This window comes from Shewanella seohaensis, from assembly GCF_023283775.1.
Lineage (GTDB): Bacteria > Pseudomonadota > Gammaproteobacteria > Enterobacterales > Shewanellaceae > Shewanella > Shewanella seohaensis.
On sequence record NZ_JAKILE010000001.1, the window covers coordinates 203,094 to 226,550 of the forward strand.

The following is a 23,457-nucleotide window of genomic DNA, read 5'->3' on the forward strand; positions in this document are numbered from 1 at the left end:
TATCGCCAATTTACCAAGATGACAGTCAATCCGAGGTGCTGCCAATTTAAACACATTAAAAAATTGGCAACTTATCAATTAATACTTTCACACTTTCAGCCGCTATACTCTATTGACGTTAGACAGCTAACGGAATTTAAAGGAATTAAATATGAGATCAACACTCAAAACCCGCCTACTCTTTAGTAGTCTTTTCGCCGTTCTCATTACTGTTGCAGTGCTGGTAAGCATTTCAAGCTATTTCATCCGCAATAACGCCTTAGAAAATACCCAACATGAAATTGATCAACTGGCGAACACCTTTGCCGAAGGGATAGGCCTGTGGATGCAAGATCGCAAAATGGCGATTACCAGTCTTAAAAAGACCATTGAAGCCGATCCAAATGTGCAGATCACGCCCTATTTATTACAAGCCCATAATGGCATGGGATTCGCGCTGACCTATTTTGGCGATGAACAAGGCAACATGTACCGCCAAGATCCCGCGCTAAACACGGCTAACTATGATCCCAGAGTTCGTCCTTGGTATATGGACGCCAAAGCCGCCAATGCAATGGTGATGACGGCGCCCTATGTGAGCGCCACCTTAAAAAAACAAGTGGTGACCATTGCCGAGCCAGTCATGGTCTCGGGTAGCCTATTCGGGGTGGCGGCTGCAAACCTCACCATAGACCAACTCACCGATGCGGTGCAGCGCCTTCAAGTCCCAGGCAAAGGCTATACCTTAATGGTAGACAAAACAGGGCTTATCATCAGCCATCCCAATAGCCAGCTCAACAATCAACAGCTGAACACCATAGATAAAGACTTTACCCCCAGCTGGTTATCCCAACGGGCAAATGCCAATACCTTAGAAGAGCGTGAACTCGACGGCGAAACTCAACTCATTTATGTGGCAGCAATCCCGTCCACCGATTGGGAGTTGATTTTCGTGATGAACAAAGAGGAGATCATGTCGCAGGCCACCACACTCGCTTGGTGGATGTCCGCCGTCGGTGCTGCGTTACTGGTCCTTTTCGGCTTGGTTCTCGTGGCTATCTTCAAAATTCAATTTAAAGACCTAGAGCGCGTAGCCTTGGCACTCAATGATATTGCCGAAGGGGATGGCGACCTAACAATGAGAATACACACCGCCAACAGCCACGACGAGATTGGTATCTTGGCCTCGGGCTTTAACCGCTTCGTCGAGCGCCTGCATGGCATGATCTCCAGAATGCACAAGATTGCTGGTCAACTGGAATATCAAGCCCAGGGCAGCAGTGCATCGGCCACGGATAATAGCCAGCGCATCGCCGTGCAGCAGGATGAAGTCACCATGGTGGCGACCGCTGTCACTGAGATGGCGAGCGCCACCGAAGAGATTGCCAGCAACGCAGAGCATACCGCGCAAACGGCACAAGACGCGGTTGGTCTATCGAACCACGGCCAAAAACAAGTGATGCAGAGTCAGCAATCGATTCGTAACTTAGCCAATGAGGTCGAGACCGCGGGCCGTATTATCAGCGAGTTGAACGAACACTCGCAAAAAATTAATAGCATCCTGCTCACCATCAGTGGCATTGCCGAACAAACCAACTTGCTGGCGTTAAACGCCGCCATTGAAGCCGCCCGCGCCGGTGAACAAGGTCGCGGCTTTGCGGTGGTGGCCGACGAGGTGCGCGTATTGTCGCAGCGCACTCACTCCTCGACCCAAGAAATTCAGGCGATGATCGAAACCTTACAGCAAACTGCGGGTAAGGCGGTTAAATCTATGACTCAAAGCCATGATATGGCTGAAACCAGTGTCGCCGACGCCAACTCGGCCAGTGAGAGCCTGCTACAGATCAGCAAAGCCATTAATGAGATCTCGGATATGGCGAGCCAGATTGCCACCGCAGCAGAGGAACAAACCTCGGTCACCAGCGAAATTAACCGTAATACCGAGTCGATTCGTGAAGTCTCTGAAAACCTCTCCATCGAGGCGCAAAGCTCTATGGTACAAGCGCAGGAATTGGCTCATTTAGCCGCCTCGCTGCAACAGGAAGTCGGCCGCTTTAAGCTATAAATGCGCCAACGCCCTATGCCCTAACGCATCACCACGCTATAAAAAATCCCCGATAATCTTGAGCTTATCGGGGATTTTTTTATAAAGATTACACTAGCGCTTTAAGGCCTCTCGATGGGGTTGGATTAAGGGCTCGAAATAGCTGGTCTTTAAGCCTTGATAACCCATTTCAATCCGATTGCCGCCATTACGCTTCGCCTTGTACATCGCCGTATCGGCGCAGGACAACAGTTGTTTTTCATCCCTGCCATGCTCGGGATAGAGGGCAATCCCAATGCTCGGCAAAATATGGACCTGTTGATTCACAAGCTCAAAGGGCTGGTTAAGCACCTCTAAGATCTTTTGGGCGACGAGCAAGGTATTCTGCGCCGAATCGACACGTTCAAGCAGGATCACAAACTCATCGCCACCAAAACGGGCAACCGTATCCGAGTTTCTCACGCATCCCAAGATCCGCTGAGCGGTGATTTGTAGCAAGAGATCGCCCACACCATGGCCATAGGTATCATTCACCCATTTAAACTTGTCTAAGTCCAAATAGAGTAAGGAAAAATAGCTCGACTCGCGATTCGCGCGCGATAGCGCCTTCTGGAATCTGTCATAAAACAACTCACGATTTGGCAAATGGGTGAGTTGGTCATAAAGCGCAATATGCTCTAAACGCGCCAACATCTGCCGCCGCTCAATCGCAAAAGCGACTTGGGTCGACACAAACTCCAGTAACTCACAATCCTGCTGAGTGTAAGCCCTAGAATCAGGCGTACTGTGCATAATCAAGGCCCCGATAATGCCCTTCTGCAATGTTAGCGGCACGCCAAGCCAACTTATGGCTTTCGGGTTATCTTGCTGATTTTTTTGCGGACCGACTTGCGAATAGCAAAGCTCACTTTCAACCTCAGAAACAGGCCGAGTCATGGGGCAAAGCAGCATAGACTCTGCGCTTTGAATCACTTGCTCGGTAAAATGATCGAAACTGGCGGATTGCGCCGGATTTTGCTCCCCCGCCAACACGCGATAGGGAAAATCTAACTCATTAAGATCGGCATCATATAGCGCGATAGCAAAATTATCCGTCGGTAACAGTTTGGCCAGGATCTGGTGAATGCGTCGATACAGGGCGAGGAGATCTTCGGTAACATGAACCGCTTCAGAAATCTCATAAAGCGCAGCCTGACGCCGCTCGGCGGCTTTGCTTTTAGTGATATCGCGAGCGACGGCAATCCGCTGCTGGCGATCCTCAGACCAGCGGGCAGACCAGAGAATGTCGACTAACGAGCCATCTTTACGAATATAACGATTTTCAAAATCGAGCTTATAACTGCCCGCCATAATGTCATTGGCGGCGGCCAGTGTGCGTTCTCTATCTTCTGGATACACAAGATCTAACATCTGCATCCCCAGCATTTCATCTGGGGTATAACCAAAAATACGCTCCGCGCCCGCACTGACAAACTCGAAGCGCCCGGTTTTATCGACGACGCAAATAGCATCTAATAACAAATCAACAAATTGGCTTAGGGAAGTATAACCATCGTTTTTCACACAACTCTCCAACTATGCCGAGGGTTCATTTACGTCACAAGGCCCATTAACAAACCGGGGAAATCCCCGCCGTTAAAGTCCAAAACACAGAATAACATACTATTAGAGTAGGTTAATTACCATGACAGTTCCAAGCTAAATCCAGCGCAATTGCGCCCGCATAATGATAAAAACCAGCGGTGGATTTGACGGACACAAACCGATTTAAGCACAATACCCCAAGGGCGATGGCATGAGTCGCCAACTTAAACCTCATTCCAGTGTTTAGCCAGTTAAGTAGGAGTATATTTGACGTCGTTCCAGTCCCCTCCCCATAGCGCGCGACATTTACGTCTCGGGCTTGCCATGTGGTCGCATAACCATTGGCAAGAAAGTGTTTATGGTTCAAGCACTAAACAGGCTGAAAGACTTGCCCGCTATGCCAGCATCTTCAACACAGTGGAAGGCAATACCAGCTTTTACGCGACGCCAAATGCGCAAACAGTGAAGAATTGGCACAGCGCCACTCCCGATGATTTTCGCTTTACCTTCAAACTGCCACAAACCATCACCCATCAAAAGCAGTTGCAGGATTGTCAGCAGGAGTTATTGGCCTTCTTCCAAGTGATGTCACCCTTGGTTGAAAAAACCGGCTTGTGGAAAATTCAGCTTCCCGCTTCCTTCGGCCCCGAACAGCTGCCGGTGCTAGCAGGTTTTTTTGATCTTTTACCGCAAGGCTTAAGTTATGGCGTAGAGGTTCGCCATTTAGCCTTTTTTGCCAAGGGAGACGCAGAGCGAGCACTAAATCGCCTGTTGATGGACAGACAAGCCAATCGCATTATCATGGACAGTCGGCCACTGTTTGCCCTGCCGCCCGCTAACGAGGCCATTATCGATGCCCATAAGAAAAAACCACAGGTGCCCGTTCACGCTATCGCGACCGCCCATGCGCCCGTGGTGCGTTTTATTGGCCAAACGGATGGCACGATTGAAGCCTTAGCAGCGAGTAACGATAAATTGCAGGTAAAGAATAACGATAGCTTTTTTAACAACTGGCTAAGGCAACTCGCACTCTGGATAAAAGAAGGCCGTGAGCCCTATCTGTTTATCCATACGCCCGATAACCAGACCGCGCCCGAATTAGCGGTACGTTTATACCAGCAGTTGCAGCAACAACTGGCCGATGAGGTCAGCTTGCCCACTATTCAGTTGCACAAAGCGTTGGCAGAGTCTGCCGCGCAGATGCAACTGACGTGGTAAAGAATACCGTTAACCCCAGAGCGCGTTAGCAGTAATAAAAACCAATGCAGATAAGAGCATGGTAATCGGCAGTGTCAGCACCCAAGCTAATAAGATCTGCTTAATGGTTTGGCTTTGTAAGCCTGAGCGATTGGCCACCATAGTGCCCGCCACCGCCGAAGACAGAATATGGGTGGTTGAAACCGGCATACCCGTCACGCTGGCGATCCCAATCGATGCCGCCGCCGTCACCTGCGCCGCAATCCCTTGGCTGTAGGTCATCCCCGAGGAGCCTATCTTCTCACCGACCGTATAAACAATGCGGCGCCAACCCACTAAGGTGCCACAGCCCAAGGCCGTCGCAATGGCTACGATCACCCACAAAGGCGCGTATTCGGTTGACTTAGTTAAGTCCTTACGCCATTTATTGAGTGATGTTAACTCCTTGGCGGGTAAGTCTAATTTTGCCACTTTGCGCGCAGTATCATCGATACACAGCAGCAAGCGGCGCACTTCACGACGTTCTTCGACACTCATCTCTTGAAAACTGCTGGCCTTATCTAAACGGCGATCGAGCAGCGACATGGCCGGTAATACGGTTTGCGCCGAGCAGTGGCTCAGTAAAGTGTCAGTCACATTCACTTGTGCTTTAACATCCACCTGATCGCTAATCACAGCTTGATTGCGACTGTAGATAGCCATAATGCGGCGGTTAGCATCCTGTGTTCTCGCCAAATCATAGGATTGGCTACTCATGTCAAGGGCAAAATACGCTGGCGCCATACAGATCAGTACCAGCATCACTAAGCCAATGCCCTTTTGGCCATCGTTAGAACCGTGGGCAAAGCTCACCCCCATGGCCGAGGCAATCAAACTGACGCGCGCCCAGAACGGCGGATGGCGTTTGCCATTAATCTGAAATTGTTCATCGGGGGTGCGGTGGATCTTGTGCTTTTGCCACACAAACTTCATTAGCAATAACAGTATCCCCGCCAGCACAAACCCCAGTGTGGGCGAAATGATCAACGACAGCATAATCTGCGTGGCTTTGGTGAGGTTGATGCCATGCAGTACAGGTTCATTGTGTATCCAGGCGAACGCGCCGCCAACACCCATAATCGAGCCAATCAGGGTATGGGAACTGGAGGCAGGAATGCCAAAATACCAAGTCCCTAAGTTCCAAATAATGGCCGAAAAGAGCAGTGAGAACACCATCAACAGCCCTTGGGTTGAATCCATTCCCAGTAAAGAATCGACGGGCAGCAAATGCACTATGGCGTAGGCGACGCCAAGTCCGCCGAGCAGCACTCCGGCAAAGTTGAACAGGGCTGAAGAAATCACCGCGAGGTTGGCAGGCATTGCCTTGGTGTAGATGACTGTGGCAACAGCATTGGCGGTATCGTGGAAACCATTGATAAATTCGTAGGCCAGCACAAATAACACCGCTAGCACTAAAGCTACCGACCAACCCAGGCCGATAGAAGTCAATATCTCAAACATGAATCGCTAACCTATAACGAGGACGCCACAGATTACGCCTAAGGTTGGCCTCTTTGACAGTGAAAAATTATTTAGATTTGCAAAAAGTGAATCAGTCCTCAATAACTCCGTGTCAGGCTTGCATTTAACACTGGCTTGATTTTATTCGGTGCCAATGAACATTCAGGCCGCAAAAAATACTCAAAATATTGATTCAATTTAATAAATGCCAACTAAATAGAGTATTCTGCACCATAAGTCGTAATAGCGTTATATCCCATGATCGCCTAACCGAAATCGTTGTGGCGTCATCCCAAAACGCTCCTTGAAAGCTTTGATATAGGATGAATCATTTTGATAACCAATTTGGTGTGCCACATTCTGTATTGACAGGTCAGTGGCCAATAGTGATAGCGAATAGATCAACCGTAAATGTTGGCGCCATAATCCGAAGGAAGAACCAAACTCCCTAACAAATAGCCTCGACAATGTTCGTTCCGATGCCCCAACCATCTCACCCCATTTCGCTAAAGATAAATCTAAAGCTGGCGTTTGAGTTAAGTGCTCAAAAATCAATTTTAGGCGCCTATCTTGCGGTATCAATAACTTAAAAGTCTGTCCCTCTGCACTATTAATTTGATCGTATAACACCTCAAGCAAACGCTGTATTGCCGGCAGAGCTATTGGTTCAACATTCATTTGGGTATTAAAAACACATTGTTTTCTGATCGTTAACACTAATTCCCTTAGAAAAGCACTCATAGCGACCGGTTTTATCGTGGCGCCATAATCTCGACCACACATAGGATTCAGATAGACACCAATAAAACAAGTATCAGTAATCGCAACAGACTCATGTATCACCCCTGCTGGCACAAAAAGCGCTGTGGTATGGGGAACTAAGAACAGTGCCCCATTTGCTTCTGTCTGTAACAGGCCTTGAAGCGGAAGAATAAGCTGATGCCAACAGTGCTTATGTAAAACATCCACATACCCCTTCTGCATCTCAATCGTTTTTACAAAGCAAGGCATATTAGGTGCTTGCTCAATAATAGTGTTAATCGAATCAGGTTGGCGACTTAACATTATTACTTGTCCATATGACGTTATTCGGCCAAATAAAAGAATTGTAGCATAGCGTAATCTCATAAAAGACACAGGAAAACTCAATGCAGATTCATTGCATTATTCATGAAAGCTATGAAGGTCCAGGATATTTTAGTGATTGGGCCGCCAGCAAAAACTACAAAATGAGCTTTAGCAGAGTCTATCTAGGTGAAGCCCTCCCCGAAGATACTGATGGTTTTGATCTGTTAATTATCCTCGGAGGCCCTCAGTCTCCCGCCACATGCCAAAGCGATTGGCCATATTTTGATAGTCAAGCAGAACAAAGACTTATCAGACAAGCTATTCAAACAAATAAAGCCGTTGTGGGGGTTTGCCTTGGCGCACAATTAATTGGCGAAGCATTAGGCGCCCATTATCAAAAGAGCCCACATGCCGAGATTGGTTATTTCCCCATAGAGCTAACGGCAGCAGGTAAAAATGATATTAACCTTAAGACATTTTCGACAACCGAAATAGTCGGCCACTGGCATAACGACATGCCAGGCCTCACTCCCAATAGCGAAGTACTCGCCACCAGTGAAGCTTGCCCACGGCAAATTGTACGTTACACAAATTTAGTTTATGGATTCCAATGCCATCTTGAATTTATCAGTAGTCAATTGACGCCACTCATTGCCCAAGAACAGGCTTTTTCCAATATGCATACCATGTCATACATTCAAAGTCCTGAGTTCATCCTGGAGCAATCAACGACTCAGATGAATCAGTTGCTGGGGCATTTTTTAGATAATCTAGTCTTAGCCTATCAAGCGGTATAAACACCATACTGAGTAAAAAGTAGCTAAGGCCAAAACAAAAACGCCAGCACAGGGCTGGCGTTTTAAGATTTAAAACTGAGTCACGGCTTACTGCAGATGACCGGCGTTATGCAATTCACGCTCGTTCACTGGTGGTGGTGTCCACTGGTACATCCAGGTCTCAGTTAATGGCTGACCATCTACCTCTAAGTAAACTCTGAGGTTAATCGGCTCAACGCTGTCTTCTGGCGGCACTAGGTCAAACATAGCGCGGTAACCGTTGATCGCATGTTGTGGGCGAGCAGATTCGATTTCCACACGACCCTGAGAGGTCGAAATCACCGCTTTCACTTGGGTATCTTTACCCAGCATAGGTAAGGAACCACCAGCAAAATCAATCACAAAGCGCTTGCTATAGTACTTACGCTTTTGACCAACCACACCACCAATACCGGTAAAGGTATCGACTACGCGGGCACGGGGTGACTGCACGGGTGGAATACCGCCCCAGTACATGTTGTAGCTGTAGAGCAACTCTTGACCTGGCTGAATAGGCTCTGCTGGGTTCCAAAACGCCACGATATTGTCGAAGGTTTCATCCAGTGTTGGAATTTCCACTAACTGCACCGAACCTTTACCCCAGTTGCCAGTAGGCTCAATCCACAGGCTTGGACGCTTCTCGTAGAACACGCCATCATCTTGATAATGGTCGAAGTTACGGTCGCGCTGCATTAAACCAAAGCCCTTTGGATTCTCATCGCTATAGGCATTGAAACGCAGGTTGCTTGGGTTACCCAGCGGACGCCAAATCCATTCACCGTTCCCCGTGTGCATGGCAAGACCGTCTGAATCGTGGATCTCTTGACGCCAGTCGTAACCGGTGCGGCGATCGTTTTCACCCACCATGTACATACTGGTCAGTGGTGCAACGCCTAAACGTTCGATGGCCTTACGCGGGTAAATCGCCGCATCGACCTTCATTTTTAAACGCTCACCCGGCTCGATATCAAAACGGTAAGCCCCTGTCACACTTGGTGAATCTAACAGAGCGTACACAGTCGCAATATTAGAACCCGGTTGTGGTTTCTCTAACCAGAAACGGGTAAACATAGGGAATTCTTCAGGCTTAGGCAGCGCAGTGTCTACCGCTAAACCACGGGCAGATAGACCATATTGCATTTCCTGACCTACGGCGCGGAAATAGCTGGCACCTAAGAAGGCGACCACGTCACGCTGCCAGTCGGTATTAAACTGCATTCTAAACCCAGCAAAACCTAGGTCTTTTGGTAGCTGGCTACCCTTTACCTTGGATTTACCGTAATCGAACATGGAAGACGAATATTCGATCAGCTTTGCCTTGCCATTTTCCAATTGGTAAATATGCACAGGCGTATCGAAGTACAGACCTAAGTGGAATAACTCGGCGCGAAACTCCGAATCATCCTCACGCCACAGGGCGGCTTTTTTCTTGAAATGGAACTGCTGGTAATCATCCCAGCTCATGCCCTGTAAGCTTTTTGGCAACTCGCCCTTATGGCTCACATAGGACTCAGCCGCCAGCGTATGGGCATAGCCTTTCAACCAGGCGTAGCTAAACTCTTCTTCCTGCGGGGCACTTGCCTTACCCGCTGCACAAGCAGATAAGCTTAACAACACGCTGCAGGTGAGTAGCACACTGCCCACCATGCGTTGTAAACGGCTACGGGTAGACTGAGCTTCCACCGACGGCATCACCATCGGCTCACGATTAAAATGTCTTTGTTCGGGAAATAAATTGGGTTGCATAAGCAGACTCTGATTTGGTGTAACTTCCTGACACTTCTCTGCAAAAGTAAGCAATATTGCAGTGACTGCCCTGTGGAGAACTGTTGATGACAGTGATAACCATACCTCTATCTCCATCAGTTCGCCAGAATCTAACATAATTTCGACGCAATGGAATATGTCACATTGACAATATTCAATACTGACGCCAGTTTATGAAAATAGTATTAAAAAGGGCTGCAAAATGCAGCCCTTAGCAGTCATAAAACCGATGAGGTTAAGAGTTTGTATCCAGCACTGTTTTACGTTTGTTATGGGCAATAATCAAGGCCACTAAACACACTACGCCGACCGCAATCCCCACGGGTTGACTCAGAGATTGAGGCAAACCTAAACCAATACCCGCCGTCATGATGTAAGAGATGGTCACACAGGTTCCGGCAATCGCAGGCAAACTCACAATCCAATGGAAGCTGCCTCTATCGAACAGGTACTTAGTCGCCAACCACAGCACGCTTGTCGATAACAGCATGTTTGAGAAGGCGAAATAACGCCAGATCAAGGAGAAGTCGATCTTAGTCATAAAGTAAGCGATCGTCAGGATAGGCGCTGCCACCAGCAAGCGATTACGCATACTCTGTGGGATGTTAAAGGCGTCGATAATGGTGAGACGCAGCGATCTAAATGCAGTATCACCCGAGGTAATAGGGAATACAGCCACCGCAATAATTGCCATTACACCGCCTAATACACCAAGATAGCTAGTAGCCACTTGGTTAACGACCAGGCCTGGACCACCTTGGTCGAGTAAGCTCTTAAGCTCAACATAACCACCTGGGAAGGCCGCAATACCCGCAGTTGCCCACACGCAAGCCACAACACCTTCAGCCACCATAGCGCCATAGTAAACCGGGCGAACGTATTTCTCGTTGGTCAGGCAGCGCGCCATAATAGGTGCTTGAGTCGAGTGGAAACCACTGATTGCACCACAGGTAATAGTCACAAACAGCAATGGCCAAATCGGTAAACCGTCTGGGTTAGGCTCGAGTAACTCATTGTTGTAATGGCTGTGGTTGAAGTAAGCAAACACATCGCCCATTTCGGGTAACTGTGGCGCGCTGATCAGCAGAGCAACCGCAATCGAAGTGGTCATAACGATCATCAACAGACCAAAAGCGGGATACAGCTTAGTGATGATCTTATCGATTGGCAGCATAGTGGCTAAGAAGTAATAAGCCAAAATCACTAACACCCAGAAGGTGTTATTGCCAAAAATGGTATCTTTAAAATAGTCGAGGTTACTTAACAGACCCGCTGGGCTCATGATAAACACCACGCCCACGAAGAACAGTAACATCGCAGTAAACAGCAGCATCACGCCTTTAAAGTAGACATTAAAGTAGTGACCGGCGATTTCTGGCAGGCTCTTACCGTCTTCTTTAATGCTTAACACGCCCGAGAAATAGTCGTGTACCGCACCACCAATAATGTTACCTAACACAATCCAGAGTAAGGCGACTGGACCATATAAAGCACCTAGGATAGGACCAAAAATCGGGCCGACACCGGCAACGTTTAAGAATTGGATCAAAAACGCTTTAGCGGGGTGAACGGGCACATAATCCACGCCGTCTTCGAATCTTGCTTGGGGAGTTTGCGCTTTAGGATCAATCCCTGCTTGGCGCTCAACAAATGGGCTATAAAACTTGTATGCCAGCACTAAGAGCGCAAGGCATAAGAAGAAAATAAACATTATTTAATTATCCATACTTTAGTAGGAGGTGATTAAATGGAGAGTTTCATTGAGTTAGCCAATGAGGTCAAGCCATCAGGTACTAGACTAAAGTCGGGTTGATAAATCTAAATTTACGATAAAACACGTGTATCTAAATAGATTTATTAAATAATATATCGGCTCCCAATATGCCAAAATCTCATGTTAAGGGCTTTAAGCCTTTGGTTAGCGTGACGGTTTAAGCATCAGCGCAGCACAAACTCCAACAAAGGTGCCACATCGTCAGCCTCTTGAATGAGTCTGTCCATCTTTACAAACCCATGGCGCAGCAACACCCGCTGGGACGCAAGATTATGCTGTGCTACATGGGCAAAAAGCGGCCTTGAGGTCACTAAAGGTAAAAATGCGCTTAAGGTTAAGGTTGCCACCCCGCGCCCCCAAAATGCGCGGTCAATCCAGTAACCAATCATCGCCTGACCATCCATATGCCAATGGCCAATATTGCCAACCAGCAAGCCATCGACTTCTATTCCCCGTGCCAGTACCGACGCCTGTCCGAGGATATTTTGCTGCCAATGAAGGTAAAACGCCTCACGATCCCGCGAAGGAAATTGCGCCAATTGGGACGCTATCGGATCCTGTTGATGGGTGAAGATCAACTCCAGATCGTCTTGCCCTATGGGCCTCAATGTCACATTCGATACCCGTGTTTGCTTATCCATCCTATATCCCTATTCGATTTAATTTAGTGTGATTCTATTTCGAGATTCGCCGCCAGCTAAAAAAATGGGCGCATAACCCAAGCAGAGGTTAGCGCCCTAAGAGGCAAAACAACATCATTAAAACTGACAAAATCACATTAAGGTAGAGAGGGTTAACGCAAATTCAGCACATCACTCTCGAACACTAACTGAAGATCACGGCAAATACGGGCGCGCCCAGCACCATAGCAATCCCGATAAAAATCATGGTCAAACTGGCAATAACCCCCTCTTGCTGGCCTAACTCACTGGCTTTTGCGGCGCCCGCACCGTGGGCCGAAGCGCCCAATGCCACGCCTTTACCTAAAGACGTACGAATGTGCATCAACTTGAACAGCGGCTCACATACCAACATGCCGATAATGCCGGTGATGAGCACCATCATGGCGGTCAGTTCTGGCACACCGCCAAAGGCGCTTGTCGCCTCCATCGCAAAGGGCGTAGATACCGAACGCACCAACAAGCTCTTAGACAGCTCGACCGGTAGCGGCACAAATTTCACTAACAGCCAGCTAGAAATCATGCCCAGCAACAATCCCGCTATCACCCCAAGGGCAATGGTCAGCGGATATTGGCGAATGAGTTTACGCTCCCGATAAATCGGCAAGGCAAATGCGATCGTCGCTGGTGCTAACATCGCCATTAACCAATGGGTGTATTCAAAATAAGTCGGTAGTGGAATGTCGAGATTAAACACCAAGAGCGTAATCACCACGGGTGCAAGTACAATCGGCGCCAACCACCACACACGGTGGAACCTATATAAACGCTTAGCCGCAAAGTAACAGAATAGCGTTAATAACAAGCTGATAAGTGCCAATCCCGTCTGCGAAAACAGTAATTCAGAAATCGCTGCAGGGCTTAAGTTAAGGCTCGACATTAGGCGGCCTTAGCATGGCGACGTGCATGCTTTTTGATATTGAGTTGACGCTCGAAACGAAATACTCGGTCAACCACAAATCCCGTGCCCACCATCACGCACACACTGCCCATGACTAAGGTGAAGAGAATATTCACCCCATATTGCTCAAATAGGCCTTCGTACTTGATAACAGAGATCACTGGCGGAATAAAAAACAGCAGCAACTCACCAATCAACCAAGCGGCACCAAGCTGCACCGCGTTTTCAGGGATTAACTTAGTCGCGAGTAAAATCAGTAAGATACCTAAACCCAATACACTACCAGGCACAGGTAAATGCGCCCAAGTGGCGAACCAATGGCAGGCGAAAGACAATAAACAAAAGAGGCCTATTTGAGTTAACAATAAAGCCCCATGACGGCATCGACGTATTGCGGCTTGCAGGAAAGACATGCGGTTTCTCGATTTACACTAAAGTTGCTATGGGAATATTTTAGGCTTGCCTATTCAATAAAAAAAATGAATATTAAGCATGTAATCCATGAATTTTAAGAATGTATTATCGAGGCAAGAATGGATCTTAAAGTGCTGCGTTATTTTATCGAGATCATCGATGCCGGCGGTTTTGGCAAGGCCAGCGAAAAGGTTCACCTCACCCAACCCGCCCTCTCCAAGGCGCTGCGTCAATTAGAGGAAGAACTCGATCTGGTACTACTCGAGCGCGGCAAACGTGGCACTCAAGTTAAGCTCACCCAAGCGGGAGAAGTGGTCTATCGCCATGGCAAGGAGTTACTCGCTGGCCGACAACGCATGCTGGCCGAACTCAGTGCCCAGCGCAGTTTAACCGCAGGCGAATTGAAACTCGGTCTCGCGCCACTCGGCAGTGCTGAAATTTTTGCCCCTATCATTGCCAAATATCGCCAGCAATATCCGCAAATTGATATGCACCTGCTGGTGCGCGGCGGCGTGGAGCAAACCTTAGCTATTCAAAAGGGTGAAATTGAACTGGCCACCGGGATTATCAACTTCGACGATGGTTACCACGGTATTCGAGTGTTTAACGATCCCATGGTGGTGGTGCTGCCCAAGGAGAATCCCCTCACCTCGCGACCAATGCTGTCGATCCACGACTTAGTCGACGAGCCACAAGTGATGTTTGAAACCGAATATACTTTGTATCAACTGGTGTTAACCGCTTGCCAACACGCCGGATTTACTCCTAAAAACATCACTCGAGTCAGCCAAGCCGACTTCGGAATTGCCCTTGTGGCGGCGGGCACGGGCGTGATGATACTGCCGCGCTCTATCGCGCGGCGTTACAGCGTATCTGGGGTGGTGAATATTCCATTGGCGAGCGATGAACTGCGCTGGGAGTTATCACTGTTTTGGCGCAAAGAACAGGTATTGTCCTTTGCGGCGCAGGCGATGATTGCGTTAGTGGAGAAACACTTAACGCAAAAGTAGCTCACTACCAAGGCACGACTAAGCTAAAGCGCACTAAGGTATCGTTATCCCAAGGCAGGATGGGCAAGTAGTCGGGTGAGTGCACACTCTCCTTGGCATAGTGGTCCAGATTATATTCGGTATGCTCCACATACAGTAACCACTGGCTGCCCTTCTCCCAATAATCCGTATCGTAACTCATGCTGAAGCGATATTGATTTTCAAGCCATTTATCACCGTCGTTCCAGTTTTGCGCGGCAAAACTCATGTTTAACTTGGGCGTGATATCAAAACCAAAACTGCCCATTAAGGTGTAAGCGAACTCGCCATTACCAAAATCGCCCCGATCGTAACCACGGGTACGGGGCACGTCGTCATCGATTTCTAAATAGTAATAACCCGCGCCCGCCTTTAACTGGGCCTGCGATTCCTGCCCCTTATAATTGGCGGTTAATTCAGGGAATAGCTTGGCTTGCTTTTCGATGGAACTCACAGTGTTACGTTTACCCTGTAGGTCCACCTGCCATCCGAAGAAAAAGCGAGGATCGATATGGTAGAACTCACCCGAGGCCACATAGTCCGATTTAAACCACACAGGAATATGGTCGGGGTCGAGATCGTCTGTATCAATGTCGATAAACATATCCAGCATGGCAGACAGGTAAATATCCGACGCCGTGGTATGTTCAATCATAATGTTGCCGTTAAATCCAAAGGTATGTGAACTTTCCTGTTCCACAATAAAATCGTGTATCCCCATGGTGTAATGCCACTGGGTCGATTCTTCTGCACTGACCGAAGTTGCTAGGCCCAAAAGGAGTGCCGCTGGTGCCAGAGTTAGGTATCTCACATTTCGCTCCATAAATTGCTATTTGATCCTGCATTAAGATTAGATTAACTGGGCATAATTTAATGAAGTTTTTACAATTTTTGTTAGAAATCGTTCATCGCTAACTATTTTAGCCGTAAAAATGAATAAAAAATGATATATCCCGCACAAGTGAAAGCCGAAAATTGCTATTCACGGTCATCCTAAACAATTCACTAACGCTTTAAAAACGTATCTATATCAAACACAGCCAGCGTTGTAATCACAAGTGTTTAGGCATACAACAATTGCGACCTTGAATGCATTTTTAATCATTTTTAAAGCATAATTATTGACACCAGAGCGTCGCATCCCTATAGTCGCCACATTGCGAGTCATTCAAAAGAGAGTCTTAAATGAAAAAATCCATGTTATTAGGCGGCCTAGCCCTCACTGCCACCTTGTTGTTAGCTGGATGTGGGAAAAGCAACGATGTTTTAGTGGTTGGCACCAATGCGGCCTTCCCGCCCTTTGAATACGTTGGCGGACAAAGTGGCGACGAGATCAAAGGCTTCGACATTGAGCTTGCCAAACAAATCGCTAAAGATGCCGGCAAGACGCTCAAAGTCGAAAACATGAAATTCGATTCACTGATCGTCGCGCTAAACTCTGGCAAGATTGATTTTATCGCCTCTGGCATGACCATCACGCCAGAGCGCCAGGCCAGCGTTAACTTTTCGGAGCCCTACTATGAGGCAACTCAAGTGCTGCTCGTAAATAAAGATAACGACACCATTCATACCCTTGATGACATTAAAGACAAGCACTTTGCGGTGCAGCTTGGCTCAACCGCCGATATGATGTCTAAAAAATACACTCAAAATGTCACCGCTTTTAACACAGGCTTCGAAGCCATCATGGAACTGAAGAATGGCAAAGTCGACTTAGTGCTATTCGATAGCGAGCCTGCGGCGAACTATCTGGCGAAAAATCCCGATCTCAAACTGATCAAGCTGAACTTTCCCCCTGAGTTTTATGGCTTTGCGGTATCAAAGCAGCAGCCTGAACTTCTCAATAGCATTAATAACACGCTGAAAAACTTGAAAGAAAGCGGCCAATATCAGGCGCTCGTTTCAGCCCATATCAAGTGATCCCTATGTTAGAAGCAATCAATACTTCGCTGTTTAGTCCCATTGGCGACGACGGCATGATAGGCATACTGCTGATCCTAAATGGCTTAAAAGTCACCTTGATTGTGACCTTCTTCGCCATGTTATTAGGCGCAGTATTAGGCGTGGGTACCACACTGATGAAGATGTCTTCAAAGTGGTATATCCGCTTCCCCGCCGAGCTTTATGTTGGCGTGATCCGCGGCACGCCAGTGGTGGTGCAGTTAGTGATCCTTTACTTCATCGTGCTGGCCGCATTCGATGTTGATAAGGTCACCGCCGCCATCATCGCCTTTGGTTTAAACAGCGGCGCTTATATCTCTGAGATTATTCGCGCAGGGATCCAAGCCGTCGATAAAGGTCAAACCGAAGCGGCTCGCTCGCTCGGCCTGTCACAGGCGATGACCATGAAGCTGATTATTCTGCCGCAGGCGATTAAGAATATTCTGCCCGCGTTAGGCAATGAGTTTATCGTGCTACTCAAAGAAACCGCCGTAATTGGCTTTATTGGCGGTGTGGATTTAATGCGGGCGGGTGAGATTATCCGTAGCCGTACCTTTGAAGACAGTATCCCACTCTTTACCTGTGCACTGATTTACCTGTTCCTGACCTACAGCTTCACATTTATGCTGTCGAAATTCGAAAAGAGGTTGAAGCAAAGTGATTAACATAACCAACCTACACAAAAGTTACGGCGATAATGCGGTCCTTAAGGGCATCAACGAACATATTCGCCAAGGCGAAGTGGTGAGTGTTATCGGCCCTAGTGGCAGCGGTAAAAGCACCTTTTTACGTTGCATCAATCTGTTAGAAAAACCCACCCAAGGGGATATTGAAATCGAAGGGCAATCCATTACCGCCAAGGATGCCTGTGTCGATAAATTGCGGCAAAAAGTGGGCATGGTGTTCCAAAACTTCAACCTATTCCCCCATAAAACCGTATTGCAAAACATTACCTTAGCGCCAGTGAGCCTAAAGTTAATGGCCCAAGCCGAAGCCGATAACAAGGCGCTGGCGCTGCTCACTCAAGTGGGTTTGCAGGATAAAGCTAATGCCTACCCTTCGAGTCTCTCGGGTGGACAAAAACAAAGGGTTGCCATTGCCCGCGCGCTGGCGATGGAGCCGGATCTGATGCTATTCGATGAGCCCACCTCGGCACTCGACCCTGAAATGGTCGGCGATGTACTGGATGTGATGAAGGACTTAGCGCAAAAAGGCATGACCATGGTGATTGTCACCCACGAAATGGGCTTTGCACGCGATGTTTCGGACAGAGTCATCTTTATGGATGGCGGCTATGTGGTGGAGTCCAATATCCCCGAGGAATTATTCACCCGCCCCAAAGAAGCCAGAACCCAAAGCTTTTTAAGTAAGGTGCTGAGGTAATAAAGACTTATACAACATTGAAAGTTGAACAATGGTATTGGCTCGATGACACGCAGCATGCTTTGAGACAGAAGCGATTAATCTTTTTATCTATTTATGGAGTTTATTGTCATTGTTTCCCCAGTGACTCGCCGCCTCTTTATTTAACATGAAGTATCCCTATAGGCTCGACGGCGACATCCATGTCGCCAACGGTCACTGGTGCCCCAATGCCAATTTCAACTACCCATTTGCGATATGTACGTAAAAAGCAAAGGGACAAAAGCGTGTTAGATTCTCGACTCTAATTTTTGAGTTTCAGATTAAAATTTTCTAAGGGTTTAACGCCTCAATCAGCTGCCGCGCCAGCGGTCGGCTGCATTGACTTGTTATGCGATTTTAATTCGTCATATTTATGCTTAACAGCTCCATCCATACGCTTTAGTATCTTTACGTACAAATACTGGCGCTCTGACTTTGGGTTAAAGTCTTCGATTTCTACAACTTCAGCCTGTACAGGATGACCACCAAACATTTTCGGCCTTAATGTCCGCCCAAAAACCTCATCGATTGCATCAGCAAAAACATCATACGGAGCACCTAACTCACTACAGCGATTAGTCACAACAGCTAAGCTTTCACCTTCTTCGTTGTAGATTAATATAGCGCCAGGCCGAGTGTCCGTAATTCCTCTAGCAATATAGACTTTAGCCCCAGCATATATGCCAGACAAATCTTTCATGAAGCCTTTGCGAGGCTCCCAGAAACCTCTTAATTTAATAAATTCATCATCAATGATTTTTTTACCTAAATAGATAACAGCTTCTTTCACCTGATCACTTTTACTGCGTTCCACTGATACTTTATGGCGTAATTCAGGAGGCAGCTTTTTGGATAAGGTGGCTATCTTCTGATTTACGCTATCATTTTTTGAATTGTCTTTTTGATTTTCTTTAGATGACGACTCTAGCCGTTCTATTTGTGCTGAAATTTCTAGCTCATCTTCAATAATATCTGCCCAGTCTGATATAGATGAGTTAATAGTATCTTGGGCATTTACAAGGCTAAACTTAGCAACCGACAAGCAGCTTTTTAGATCTTCCTCATACTTTAGTGATTGATCAATATACTCTTGTGTTCTCTGTATATTTCTTTCAATTTCTTTAACCCTTCTAAATGCCCCAATGGCAAATTTCTTTTGCTTATCCTTATGGGTATTGTTAAATACAATAATAGATAGGAGCCATGTAAATCCAATTGAACAAATATATTGTAGCGCACTAATTAGCGAGACCTCTAACTTCGTGGGGTTTGAAGAATTTAATACCTGAACAACTACAAGCCCTATAGAAGCCAACAGTAGAATTACAAAAAGCAGTAGTTTTCCCCATTCTTTCTTAAAATCAATCATTGTCTATTCCTTGCTATTTGTATTCGCATAACTTGTTAGTATTTATGCTCTGCGCTGTTTGCAGGGCATAAATCGCTTATTGGACTTAGCCACAGCCACATCCATGTCAATTGGTATAAATGATGCTATCGGAATTTGCTTTTTTGCGGTAGCAGTTTTTTATACAGCTTGATGGGTAATCACTTGATATTGTTTTAGCTTTCTCATTCTTTCACACTTATTTTTTGCTGATGAACCTCTATCTAACGACTCAAAACGCCAAGGAATACACCTCCCCTCGGAGTTGCCGCGGGGCGAATAGACAAATTGCGTGAGTCTTGCCATGGATGGCAAGCTAGCTTTCGCAGGTGCAGGGACGCATCCTTCGGAAGCGATAGCAAATTTGTCAATGAGCACAAGGGGCTTTCAACTCCGTTAGGGGCGTCTTGGAGCATCCAAGGAGGATAGGACGAGTAGTCCTCCTTGGTCGGGTGTGGGGTGAAGCCCCACGACTTTGATTTTGATTAAAGCATTCAAGCTACGAAAAAGATGGGATACATAACATCTAAGTCGAACCATCAACTTTTCTATACGTAGAGCTTTACTTGTCTAATTCCCCTTTTGAACTGCGAAACACACTTTGGGGCAAAAGCTCGTTCGCCAGAAGCCAACGAAAATTGGAAATGGGTCGAAGTTAACAAGACTAGGCAAGTTTGATCCACTTTCACCTTTGAATATTGATAGGGTAATTCCAAATTAATACAGCAACTGATTACCAATGACCTTTTATCACCAACTTATGGATATAAAAGATGGATATAAAAGACTGTGCAAACATCTGTTTGTGACTTCTTCGGGGCTGCACGCTCTAAAACGGTCTCTAGAACATAACCTCTAATGGCATTACATTCCCGCAGGTTTCTCGCAGGTCTCATAGTTCTGCTGAGTACAAAAGGTCACAGGTGTGTAGATAATGTCGTCGTATTTTTGTTTGGTGACAATTTTATATAAGGTCAAAATGGCCTGCCTGCCCATTTCATAGGGACTTTGACCAATGTTGATATGGGCAAGGCGGTCTTTCAACATAGTTAATTGCTCTGGAGAGGTGTCGGTAATAATAATGACGATGTCCTTGTTATCGATTTTATTTTGATAGGGAGCCATCATTTCACGATAGAGGGCTGCATCATTTTGTGCCCAACCGCCTACGGCAACGAAGGAATTTGCTTTTACTGGCTTGCCTTTCATCACGGACTCCATTTGCTTAACCGCTTGACTAAGTTGGTCAAAATTAAACAAAGGCTCGCGCACTTCAGTCCAGCCCTGCTCGTTATTAAGTAATTTCCCTGGAGGGGCATTGTAGGTTTTGCCAGATAACGCGGAGCGCACGCCCATCAGTCTTAAATTCAGATTTGGAGAATCGGGCCGCCCCGATTGCATGATGAGGGTTCCCCCATTGGGCCGTAACTTTTTAAGCTCCTCCCCTAACGACTGACCTAGTGCAAAATTGTCGGTGCCGATATAAGCCAAACGTAAATTTTTAGGAGCTTCATCGATAGAAGCATCCAAGTCTGAGTCATAGGTAACAACGGGGATGCCGGCTTCCTTTGCCCTCTTTAGGCTATTTTCGGCAAGATACTTAGATTGCGTAACCGCAACGGCAATTCCATCCACACCTTCATCAATCAGCTGGTTTATCACTTGATCTTGCAATCTCACACTACTTGATTCGGGTCCGCGATAGATGCATTCAACCCCTTTAATTTGTGCGGCGGCGTCAACACAACCCGTTTTGCTTTGATCAAAAAAAATACTATAGAATTTAGGCACTACTGCAAACTTAAGTTCCTTTGCGTAGCCACAAGACAGTGGTAATAGGCTAAAAGCAATCAGCAGCATCAATAATCTCGCCATACATTCCCCTAAACAGTAAGCTCGACTTAATAAAATGTAGCAAAGGAATAGATTAAACCATACGAGCGACAACGGTATTTTGGAGGACTTTTGATCTCACTCAGTATTTTTGAGTTAGCTCACCTATCTACCCACATCAAAACCGCACTCAGCAATTTGTATAACCAGCTATAACGTCATTAGGTGACTCTTACTATTCACTGCTCTTCACAAAAAGTCTCTCAGCATTCATTGCGCACAACGGCTATTAATTTCAAAAATATTTTGAAACTGATAGCCGTTTTGATCACATTGTTTTTTACTTAAACCCGCTTAAAATGCTGTCGTTGATTTTGTATTCCTCGATGATTTGGAGCTGTTACATGAGTGATTTAAGTTTTCTCGCTAAAAAGCGTTACACCACTAAAGCCTTTGATCCAACAAAGACGATTCCTGCCGACAAGATAGCCGAAATCAAGACATTACTGCAGTTCAGCCCATCATCGACTAACTCGCAGCCTTGGCATTTTGTGTTAGCAAGCACGGCCGAAGGCAAAAGCTTAATCGCGCAATCGACCGAACACTTTGCCTTTAACACCCAGAAAATCCTTAATGCTTCCCATGTGGTCGTGCTCTGCACTCGCACTCAACTCGATGAAGCCCATTTACTGCAAGTGTTAGAGCAAGAGGCTGCAGATGGCCGTTTTGCCAATGAAGAAGCCAAGCAAGGCCAGCACAACGGCCGCTCTTTCTTTGCCAATATGCACAAGAATGAGTTAAAAGACGCCCAACATTGGATGGAAAAACAAGTGTATTTAGCTCTCGGAACCCTAATGTTAGGTGCGAGCGTACTCGATATCGATGCCTGTCCAATCGAAGGTTTTGATGCAACTAAACTCAATCAAGTCTTAGGCCTGCGCGAAAAAGGTTTCTGCGCATCTGTGGTGGTCGCTCTAGGTTACCGCTCCGAAGAAGACTTCAACGCTAAGTTACCTAAGTCACGTTTAGCGCAAGAGGTTATCTTTACCGAGATCTAAACCTCGTTCGCTAAGTTTGCATATGCCCTTGTTTGTGATTGCAAACAAGGGCATTTTTATCGCCTGCTCTCCAGCATCAGCCAGATCCCATTGCCGCAGTTAAAACCAACCAAAGTCGGAGTGACCTCGGGGTAAATTGCTCTAGAATCCTTCTTTGCCTACACTTTTCCTCTATGGCATAGTGTATTCCAAGCTCGGTAACGACTCGCATTAAAATAAGATAAAAACATTTAAAATCTTATAGATAGTGAAACCTTACTTTTAATCACACTCGCTTGATAACAACTTAGGATGGGACAGTCAGTATGCTACTCGCTAAACCTTCACTCAGTGCAGAAGCTCAATCGGCAACGCTCTCGACCACTAAGGGCGATAACCCGTTAATCTGGCCCGTGTTATCCGTGTTACAAGCCTCTAATCAAAGCTGGAAAATCCATCACCTGGCGACCGAACTGCAAAATCGCGGGCTAATCCATCCGTTAGATGAAAACCCTGGTAATGATTTGTTTAAACGCAATTTTTTACTGATGAATGCCCTGTTCGAACTGCAAGAGATCCTGATGCCAAAGCAATGGCTGCAAGTCAAAGCGATGGAGATCCAGATTTTCCGCCTCGTGCCTTCCAACGTTAACCTATTGATAATGGAAGATACTTCCCTGCGGGAATACTATCTTGACTGGAATAACTACGACACCAGTGAAAACGTAGTACGCGAATTATTGGAAGCCTTCTGGAGCAGTTATAAGAGCTATATTGGCCTGAACGTGAACTTGATGCACAAGGGCCACGCCCTGAGGGTATTCGAGTTAGATGAGAGCGCAACACCAAGGGACATCCGCAAACAATGGCGCCGTTTAGCGCTGAAATGGCACCCCGATAGACCCGAAGGCGATGCGGCGCGTTTCCGTGAAGTCTGTGAGGCTTGGCAATCCCTGCGCGATATTGCTTAAGTTTTTCCTTTTATATCTGTGATCCTCTTTGCAGTCTGACAAAGTTATCGAGCTAAACTCCCGCGGGATCACAGATTTAGTCCAATATCAGCCGCCCATTTCAGCGATAATTAAGCATCCCAAACTAACCTAA

Annotated in this window: 21 protein-coding genes; 9 read left to right on the forward strand and 12 right to left on the reverse strand. The window is 46.8% G+C overall.

What is annotated here, in order from left to right:
* Positions 1–151 precede the first annotated feature (151 nt).
* A complete protein-coding gene (locus L2713_RS00915) occupies positions 152–2,044 on the forward strand; it encodes a methyl-accepting chemotaxis protein (RefSeq protein ID WP_248966548.1) in 1,893 nt (630 codons plus the stop codon).
* 93 nt (positions 2,045–2,137) lie between these two features.
* Here L2713_RS00915 and L2713_RS00920 read toward each other — a convergent pair whose 3' ends face one another.
* Both L2713_RS00920 and L2713_RS20500 read right to left on the reverse strand, forming a co-directional pair.
* Entirely contained in the window at positions 2,138–3,586 is a 1,449-nt protein-coding gene (locus tag L2713_RS00920; RefSeq protein WP_248966549.1) for a sensor domain-containing protein, read from the reverse strand.
* Positions 3,587–3,698: 112 nt separating this feature from the next.
* Entirely contained in the window at positions 3,699–3,830 is a 132-nt protein-coding gene (locus L2713_RS20500; RefSeq protein ID WP_262251224.1) for a hypothetical protein, read from the reverse strand.
* 101 nt (positions 3,831–3,931) lie between these two features.
* Between L2713_RS20500 and L2713_RS00925 the strand changes: the two genes are divergently transcribed.
* Positions 3,932–4,825 carry a DUF72 domain-containing protein gene (locus tag L2713_RS00925; protein WP_248966758.1) on the forward strand — a complete coding sequence of 298 codons (894 nt, stop codon included), beginning with the start codon at positions 3,932–3,934 and terminating at the stop codon, positions 4,823–4,825.
* A gap of 9 nt (positions 4,826–4,834) precedes the next feature.
* Here L2713_RS00925 and L2713_RS00930 read toward each other — a convergent pair whose 3' ends face one another.
* Positions 4,835–6,304 carry an inorganic phosphate transporter gene (locus L2713_RS00930; RefSeq protein ID WP_248966550.1) on the reverse strand — a complete coding sequence of 490 codons (1,470 nt, stop codon included), beginning with the start codon at positions 6,302–6,304 and terminating at the stop codon, positions 4,835–4,837.
* Positions 6,305–6,553: 249 nt separating this feature from the next.
* Positions 6,554–7,369 (reverse strand): helix-turn-helix domain-containing protein, encoded by an 816-nt coding sequence (locus L2713_RS00935; protein WP_248966551.1) that lies wholly within the window; start codon positions 7,367–7,369, stop codon positions 6,554–6,556.
* Positions 7,370–7,452: 83 nt separating this feature from the next.
* Here L2713_RS00935 and L2713_RS00940 point away from each other — a divergent pair, with 83 nt between their 5' ends.
* Complete coding sequence (locus L2713_RS00940; RefSeq protein ID WP_248966552.1) at positions 7,453–8,169, forward strand: type 1 glutamine amidotransferase; 717 nt, start codon at positions 7,453–7,455, stop codon at positions 8,167–8,169.
* 87 nt (positions 8,170–8,256) lie between these two features.
* On the opposite strand, the gene L2713_RS00945 is transcribed toward L2713_RS00940, so the two are convergent.
* From L2713_RS00945 to L2713_RS00965, 5 genes are all read right to left on the reverse strand, one after another.
* Positions 8,257–9,933: an OpgD/OpgG family glucan biosynthesis protein gene (locus L2713_RS00945; RefSeq protein ID WP_181382198.1), complete on the reverse strand. Its 1,677-nt coding sequence runs from the start codon at positions 9,931–9,933 to the stop codon at positions 8,257–8,259.
* Between the two features lie 256 nt (positions 9,934–10,189).
* Entirely contained in the window at positions 10,190–11,665 is a 1,476-nt protein-coding gene (locus L2713_RS00950) for a carbon starvation CstA family protein (protein ID WP_011716023.1), read from the reverse strand.
* A 227-nt stretch (positions 11,666–11,892) separates the two neighbouring features.
* Complete coding sequence (locus tag L2713_RS00955) at positions 11,893–12,369, reverse strand: GNAT family N-acetyltransferase (RefSeq protein WP_011716022.1); 477 nt, start codon at positions 12,367–12,369, stop codon at positions 11,893–11,895.
* Between the two features lie 184 nt (positions 12,370–12,553).
* Complete coding sequence (locus L2713_RS00960) at positions 12,554–13,288, reverse strand: LrgB family protein (RefSeq protein ID WP_011625367.1); 735 nt, start codon at positions 13,286–13,288, stop codon at positions 12,554–12,556.
* Positions 13,288–13,722, reverse strand: a complete 435-nt coding sequence (locus L2713_RS00965; protein ID WP_089068356.1) for a CidA/LrgA family protein — start codon at positions 13,720–13,722, stop codon at positions 13,288–13,290. Before L2713_RS00965 ends, L2713_RS00960 begins: the two co-directional genes overlap by 1 nt.
* 120 nt (positions 13,723–13,842) lie before the next feature.
* Here L2713_RS00965 and L2713_RS00970 point away from each other — a divergent pair, with 120 nt between their 5' ends.
* The gene (locus L2713_RS00970) at positions 13,843–14,733 is read left to right on the forward strand and encodes a LysR family transcriptional regulator (protein ID WP_089068357.1); all 891 of its coding nucleotides are present in this window, start codon (positions 13,843–13,845) and stop codon (positions 14,731–14,733) included.
* 4 nt (positions 14,734–14,737) lie between these two features.
* On the opposite strand, the gene L2713_RS00975 is transcribed toward L2713_RS00970, so the two are convergent.
* Positions 14,738–15,562: a hypothetical protein gene (locus L2713_RS00975; protein WP_011623796.1), complete on the reverse strand. Its 825-nt coding sequence runs from the start codon at positions 15,560–15,562 to the stop codon at positions 14,738–14,740.
* Between the two features lie 374 nt (positions 15,563–15,936).
* On the opposite strand from L2713_RS00975, the gene L2713_RS00980 reads away from it, so the two are divergent.
* From L2713_RS00980 to L2713_RS00990, 3 genes are read left to right on the forward strand one after another with little or no spacing between them, the layout of a single operon-like run.
* Positions 15,937–16,671 carry a basic amino acid ABC transporter substrate-binding protein gene (locus L2713_RS00980; RefSeq protein WP_248966553.1) on the forward strand — a complete coding sequence of 245 codons (735 nt, stop codon included), beginning with the start codon at positions 15,937–15,939 and terminating at the stop codon, positions 16,669–16,671.
* Between the two features lie 5 nt (positions 16,672–16,676).
* A complete protein-coding gene (locus tag L2713_RS00985; protein WP_011623798.1) occupies positions 16,677–17,357 on the forward strand; it encodes an amino acid ABC transporter permease in 681 nt (226 codons plus the stop codon).
* The gene (locus L2713_RS00990) at positions 17,350–18,075 is read left to right on the forward strand and encodes an amino acid ABC transporter ATP-binding protein (protein WP_248966554.1); all 726 of its coding nucleotides are present in this window, start codon (positions 17,350–17,352) and stop codon (positions 18,073–18,075) included. The genes L2713_RS00985 and L2713_RS00990 overlap by 8 nt, the downstream gene beginning before the upstream one ends.
* A 328-nt stretch (positions 18,076–18,403) precedes the next feature.
* Here the strand turns inward: L2713_RS00990 and L2713_RS00995 are convergent, their stop codons facing one another.
* Together L2713_RS00995 and L2713_RS01000 are read right to left on the reverse strand one after the other, a co-directional pair.
* Positions 18,404–19,465, reverse strand: coding sequence for a hypothetical protein (locus L2713_RS00995; protein ID WP_248966555.1), 1,062 nt, complete (start codon positions 19,463–19,465; stop codon positions 18,404–18,406).
* A gap of 882 nt (positions 19,466–20,347) precedes the next feature.
* On the reverse strand, positions 20,348–21,358 hold the full coding sequence (locus L2713_RS01000; RefSeq protein WP_248966556.1) for a sugar-binding protein: 1,011 nt from the start codon (positions 21,356–21,358) through the stop codon (positions 20,348–20,350).
* 362 nt (positions 21,359–21,720) lie between these two features.
* On the opposite strand from L2713_RS01000, the gene nfsB reads away from it, so the two are divergent.
* Positions 21,721–22,374: an oxygen-insensitive NAD(P)H nitroreductase gene (gene nfsB / locus L2713_RS01005; RefSeq protein WP_109286930.1), complete on the forward strand. Its 654-nt coding sequence runs from the start codon at positions 21,721–21,723 to the stop codon at positions 22,372–22,374.
* Positions 22,375–22,679: 305 nt separating this feature from the next.
* The gene (locus L2713_RS01010) at positions 22,680–23,324 is read left to right on the forward strand and encodes a DNA-J related domain-containing protein (protein ID WP_011623806.1); all 645 of its coding nucleotides are present in this window, start codon (positions 22,680–22,682) and stop codon (positions 23,322–23,324) included.
* Positions 23,325–23,457: the final 133 nt, after the last annotated feature.

What these genes read in the sequence shown, in the direction of transcription:
- L2713_RS00915 (WP_248966548.1), top strand. Translation starts at nt 152, where the DNA reads ATGAGATCAACACTCAAAACCCGCCTACTCTTTAGTAGTCTTTTCGCC.
- L2713_RS00925 (WP_248966758.1), top strand. Translation starts at nt 3,932, where the DNA reads ATGTGGTCGCATAACCATTGGCAAGAAAGTGTTTATGGTTCAAGCACT.
- L2713_RS00930 (WP_248966550.1), bottom strand. Translation starts at nt 6,304, where the DNA reads ATGTTTGAGATATTGACTTCTATCGGCCTGGGTTGGTCGGTAGCTTTA.
- L2713_RS00935 (WP_248966551.1), bottom strand. Translation starts at nt 7,369, where the DNA reads ATGTTAAGTCGCCAACCTGATTCGATTAACACTATTATTGAGCAAGCA.
- L2713_RS00940 (WP_248966552.1), top strand. Translation starts at nt 7,453, where the DNA reads ATGCAGATTCATTGCATTATTCATGAAAGCTATGAAGGTCCAGGATAT.
- L2713_RS00945 (WP_181382198.1), bottom strand. Translation starts at nt 9,933, where the DNA reads ATGCAACCCAATTTATTTCCCGAACAAAGACATTTTAATCGTGAGCCG.
- L2713_RS00950 (WP_011716023.1), bottom strand. Translation starts at nt 11,665, where the DNA reads ATGTTTATTTTCTTCTTATGCCTTGCGCTCTTAGTGCTGGCATACAAG.
- L2713_RS00955 (WP_011716022.1), bottom strand. Translation starts at nt 12,369, where the DNA reads ATGGATAAGCAAACACGGGTATCGAATGTGACATTGAGGCCCATAGGG.
- L2713_RS00960 (WP_011625367.1), bottom strand. Translation starts at nt 13,288, where the DNA reads ATGTCGAGCCTTAACTTAAGCCCTGCAGCGATTTCTGAATTACTGTTT.
- L2713_RS00965 (WP_089068356.1), bottom strand. Translation starts at nt 13,722, where the DNA reads ATGTCTTTCCTGCAAGCCGCAATACGTCGATGCCGTCATGGGGCTTTA.
- L2713_RS00970 (WP_089068357.1), top strand. Translation starts at nt 13,843, where the DNA reads ATGGATCTTAAAGTGCTGCGTTATTTTATCGAGATCATCGATGCCGGC.
- L2713_RS00980 (WP_248966553.1), top strand. Translation starts at nt 15,937, where the DNA reads ATGAAAAAATCCATGTTATTAGGCGGCCTAGCCCTCACTGCCACCTTG.
- L2713_RS00985 (WP_011623798.1), top strand. Translation starts at nt 16,677, where the DNA reads ATGTTAGAAGCAATCAATACTTCGCTGTTTAGTCCCATTGGCGACGAC.
- L2713_RS00995 (WP_248966555.1), bottom strand. Translation starts at nt 19,465, where the DNA reads ATGATTGATTTTAAGAAAGAATGGGGAAAACTACTGCTTTTTGTAATT.
- L2713_RS01000 (WP_248966556.1), bottom strand. Translation starts at nt 21,358, where the DNA reads ATGGCGAGATTATTGATGCTGCTGATTGCTTTTAGCCTATTACCACTG.
- nfsB (WP_109286930.1), top strand. Translation starts at nt 21,721, where the DNA reads ATGAGTGATTTAAGTTTTCTCGCTAAAAAGCGTTACACCACTAAAGCC.
- L2713_RS01010 (WP_011623806.1), top strand. Translation starts at nt 22,680, where the DNA reads ATGCTACTCGCTAAACCTTCACTCAGTGCAGAAGCTCAATCGGCAACG.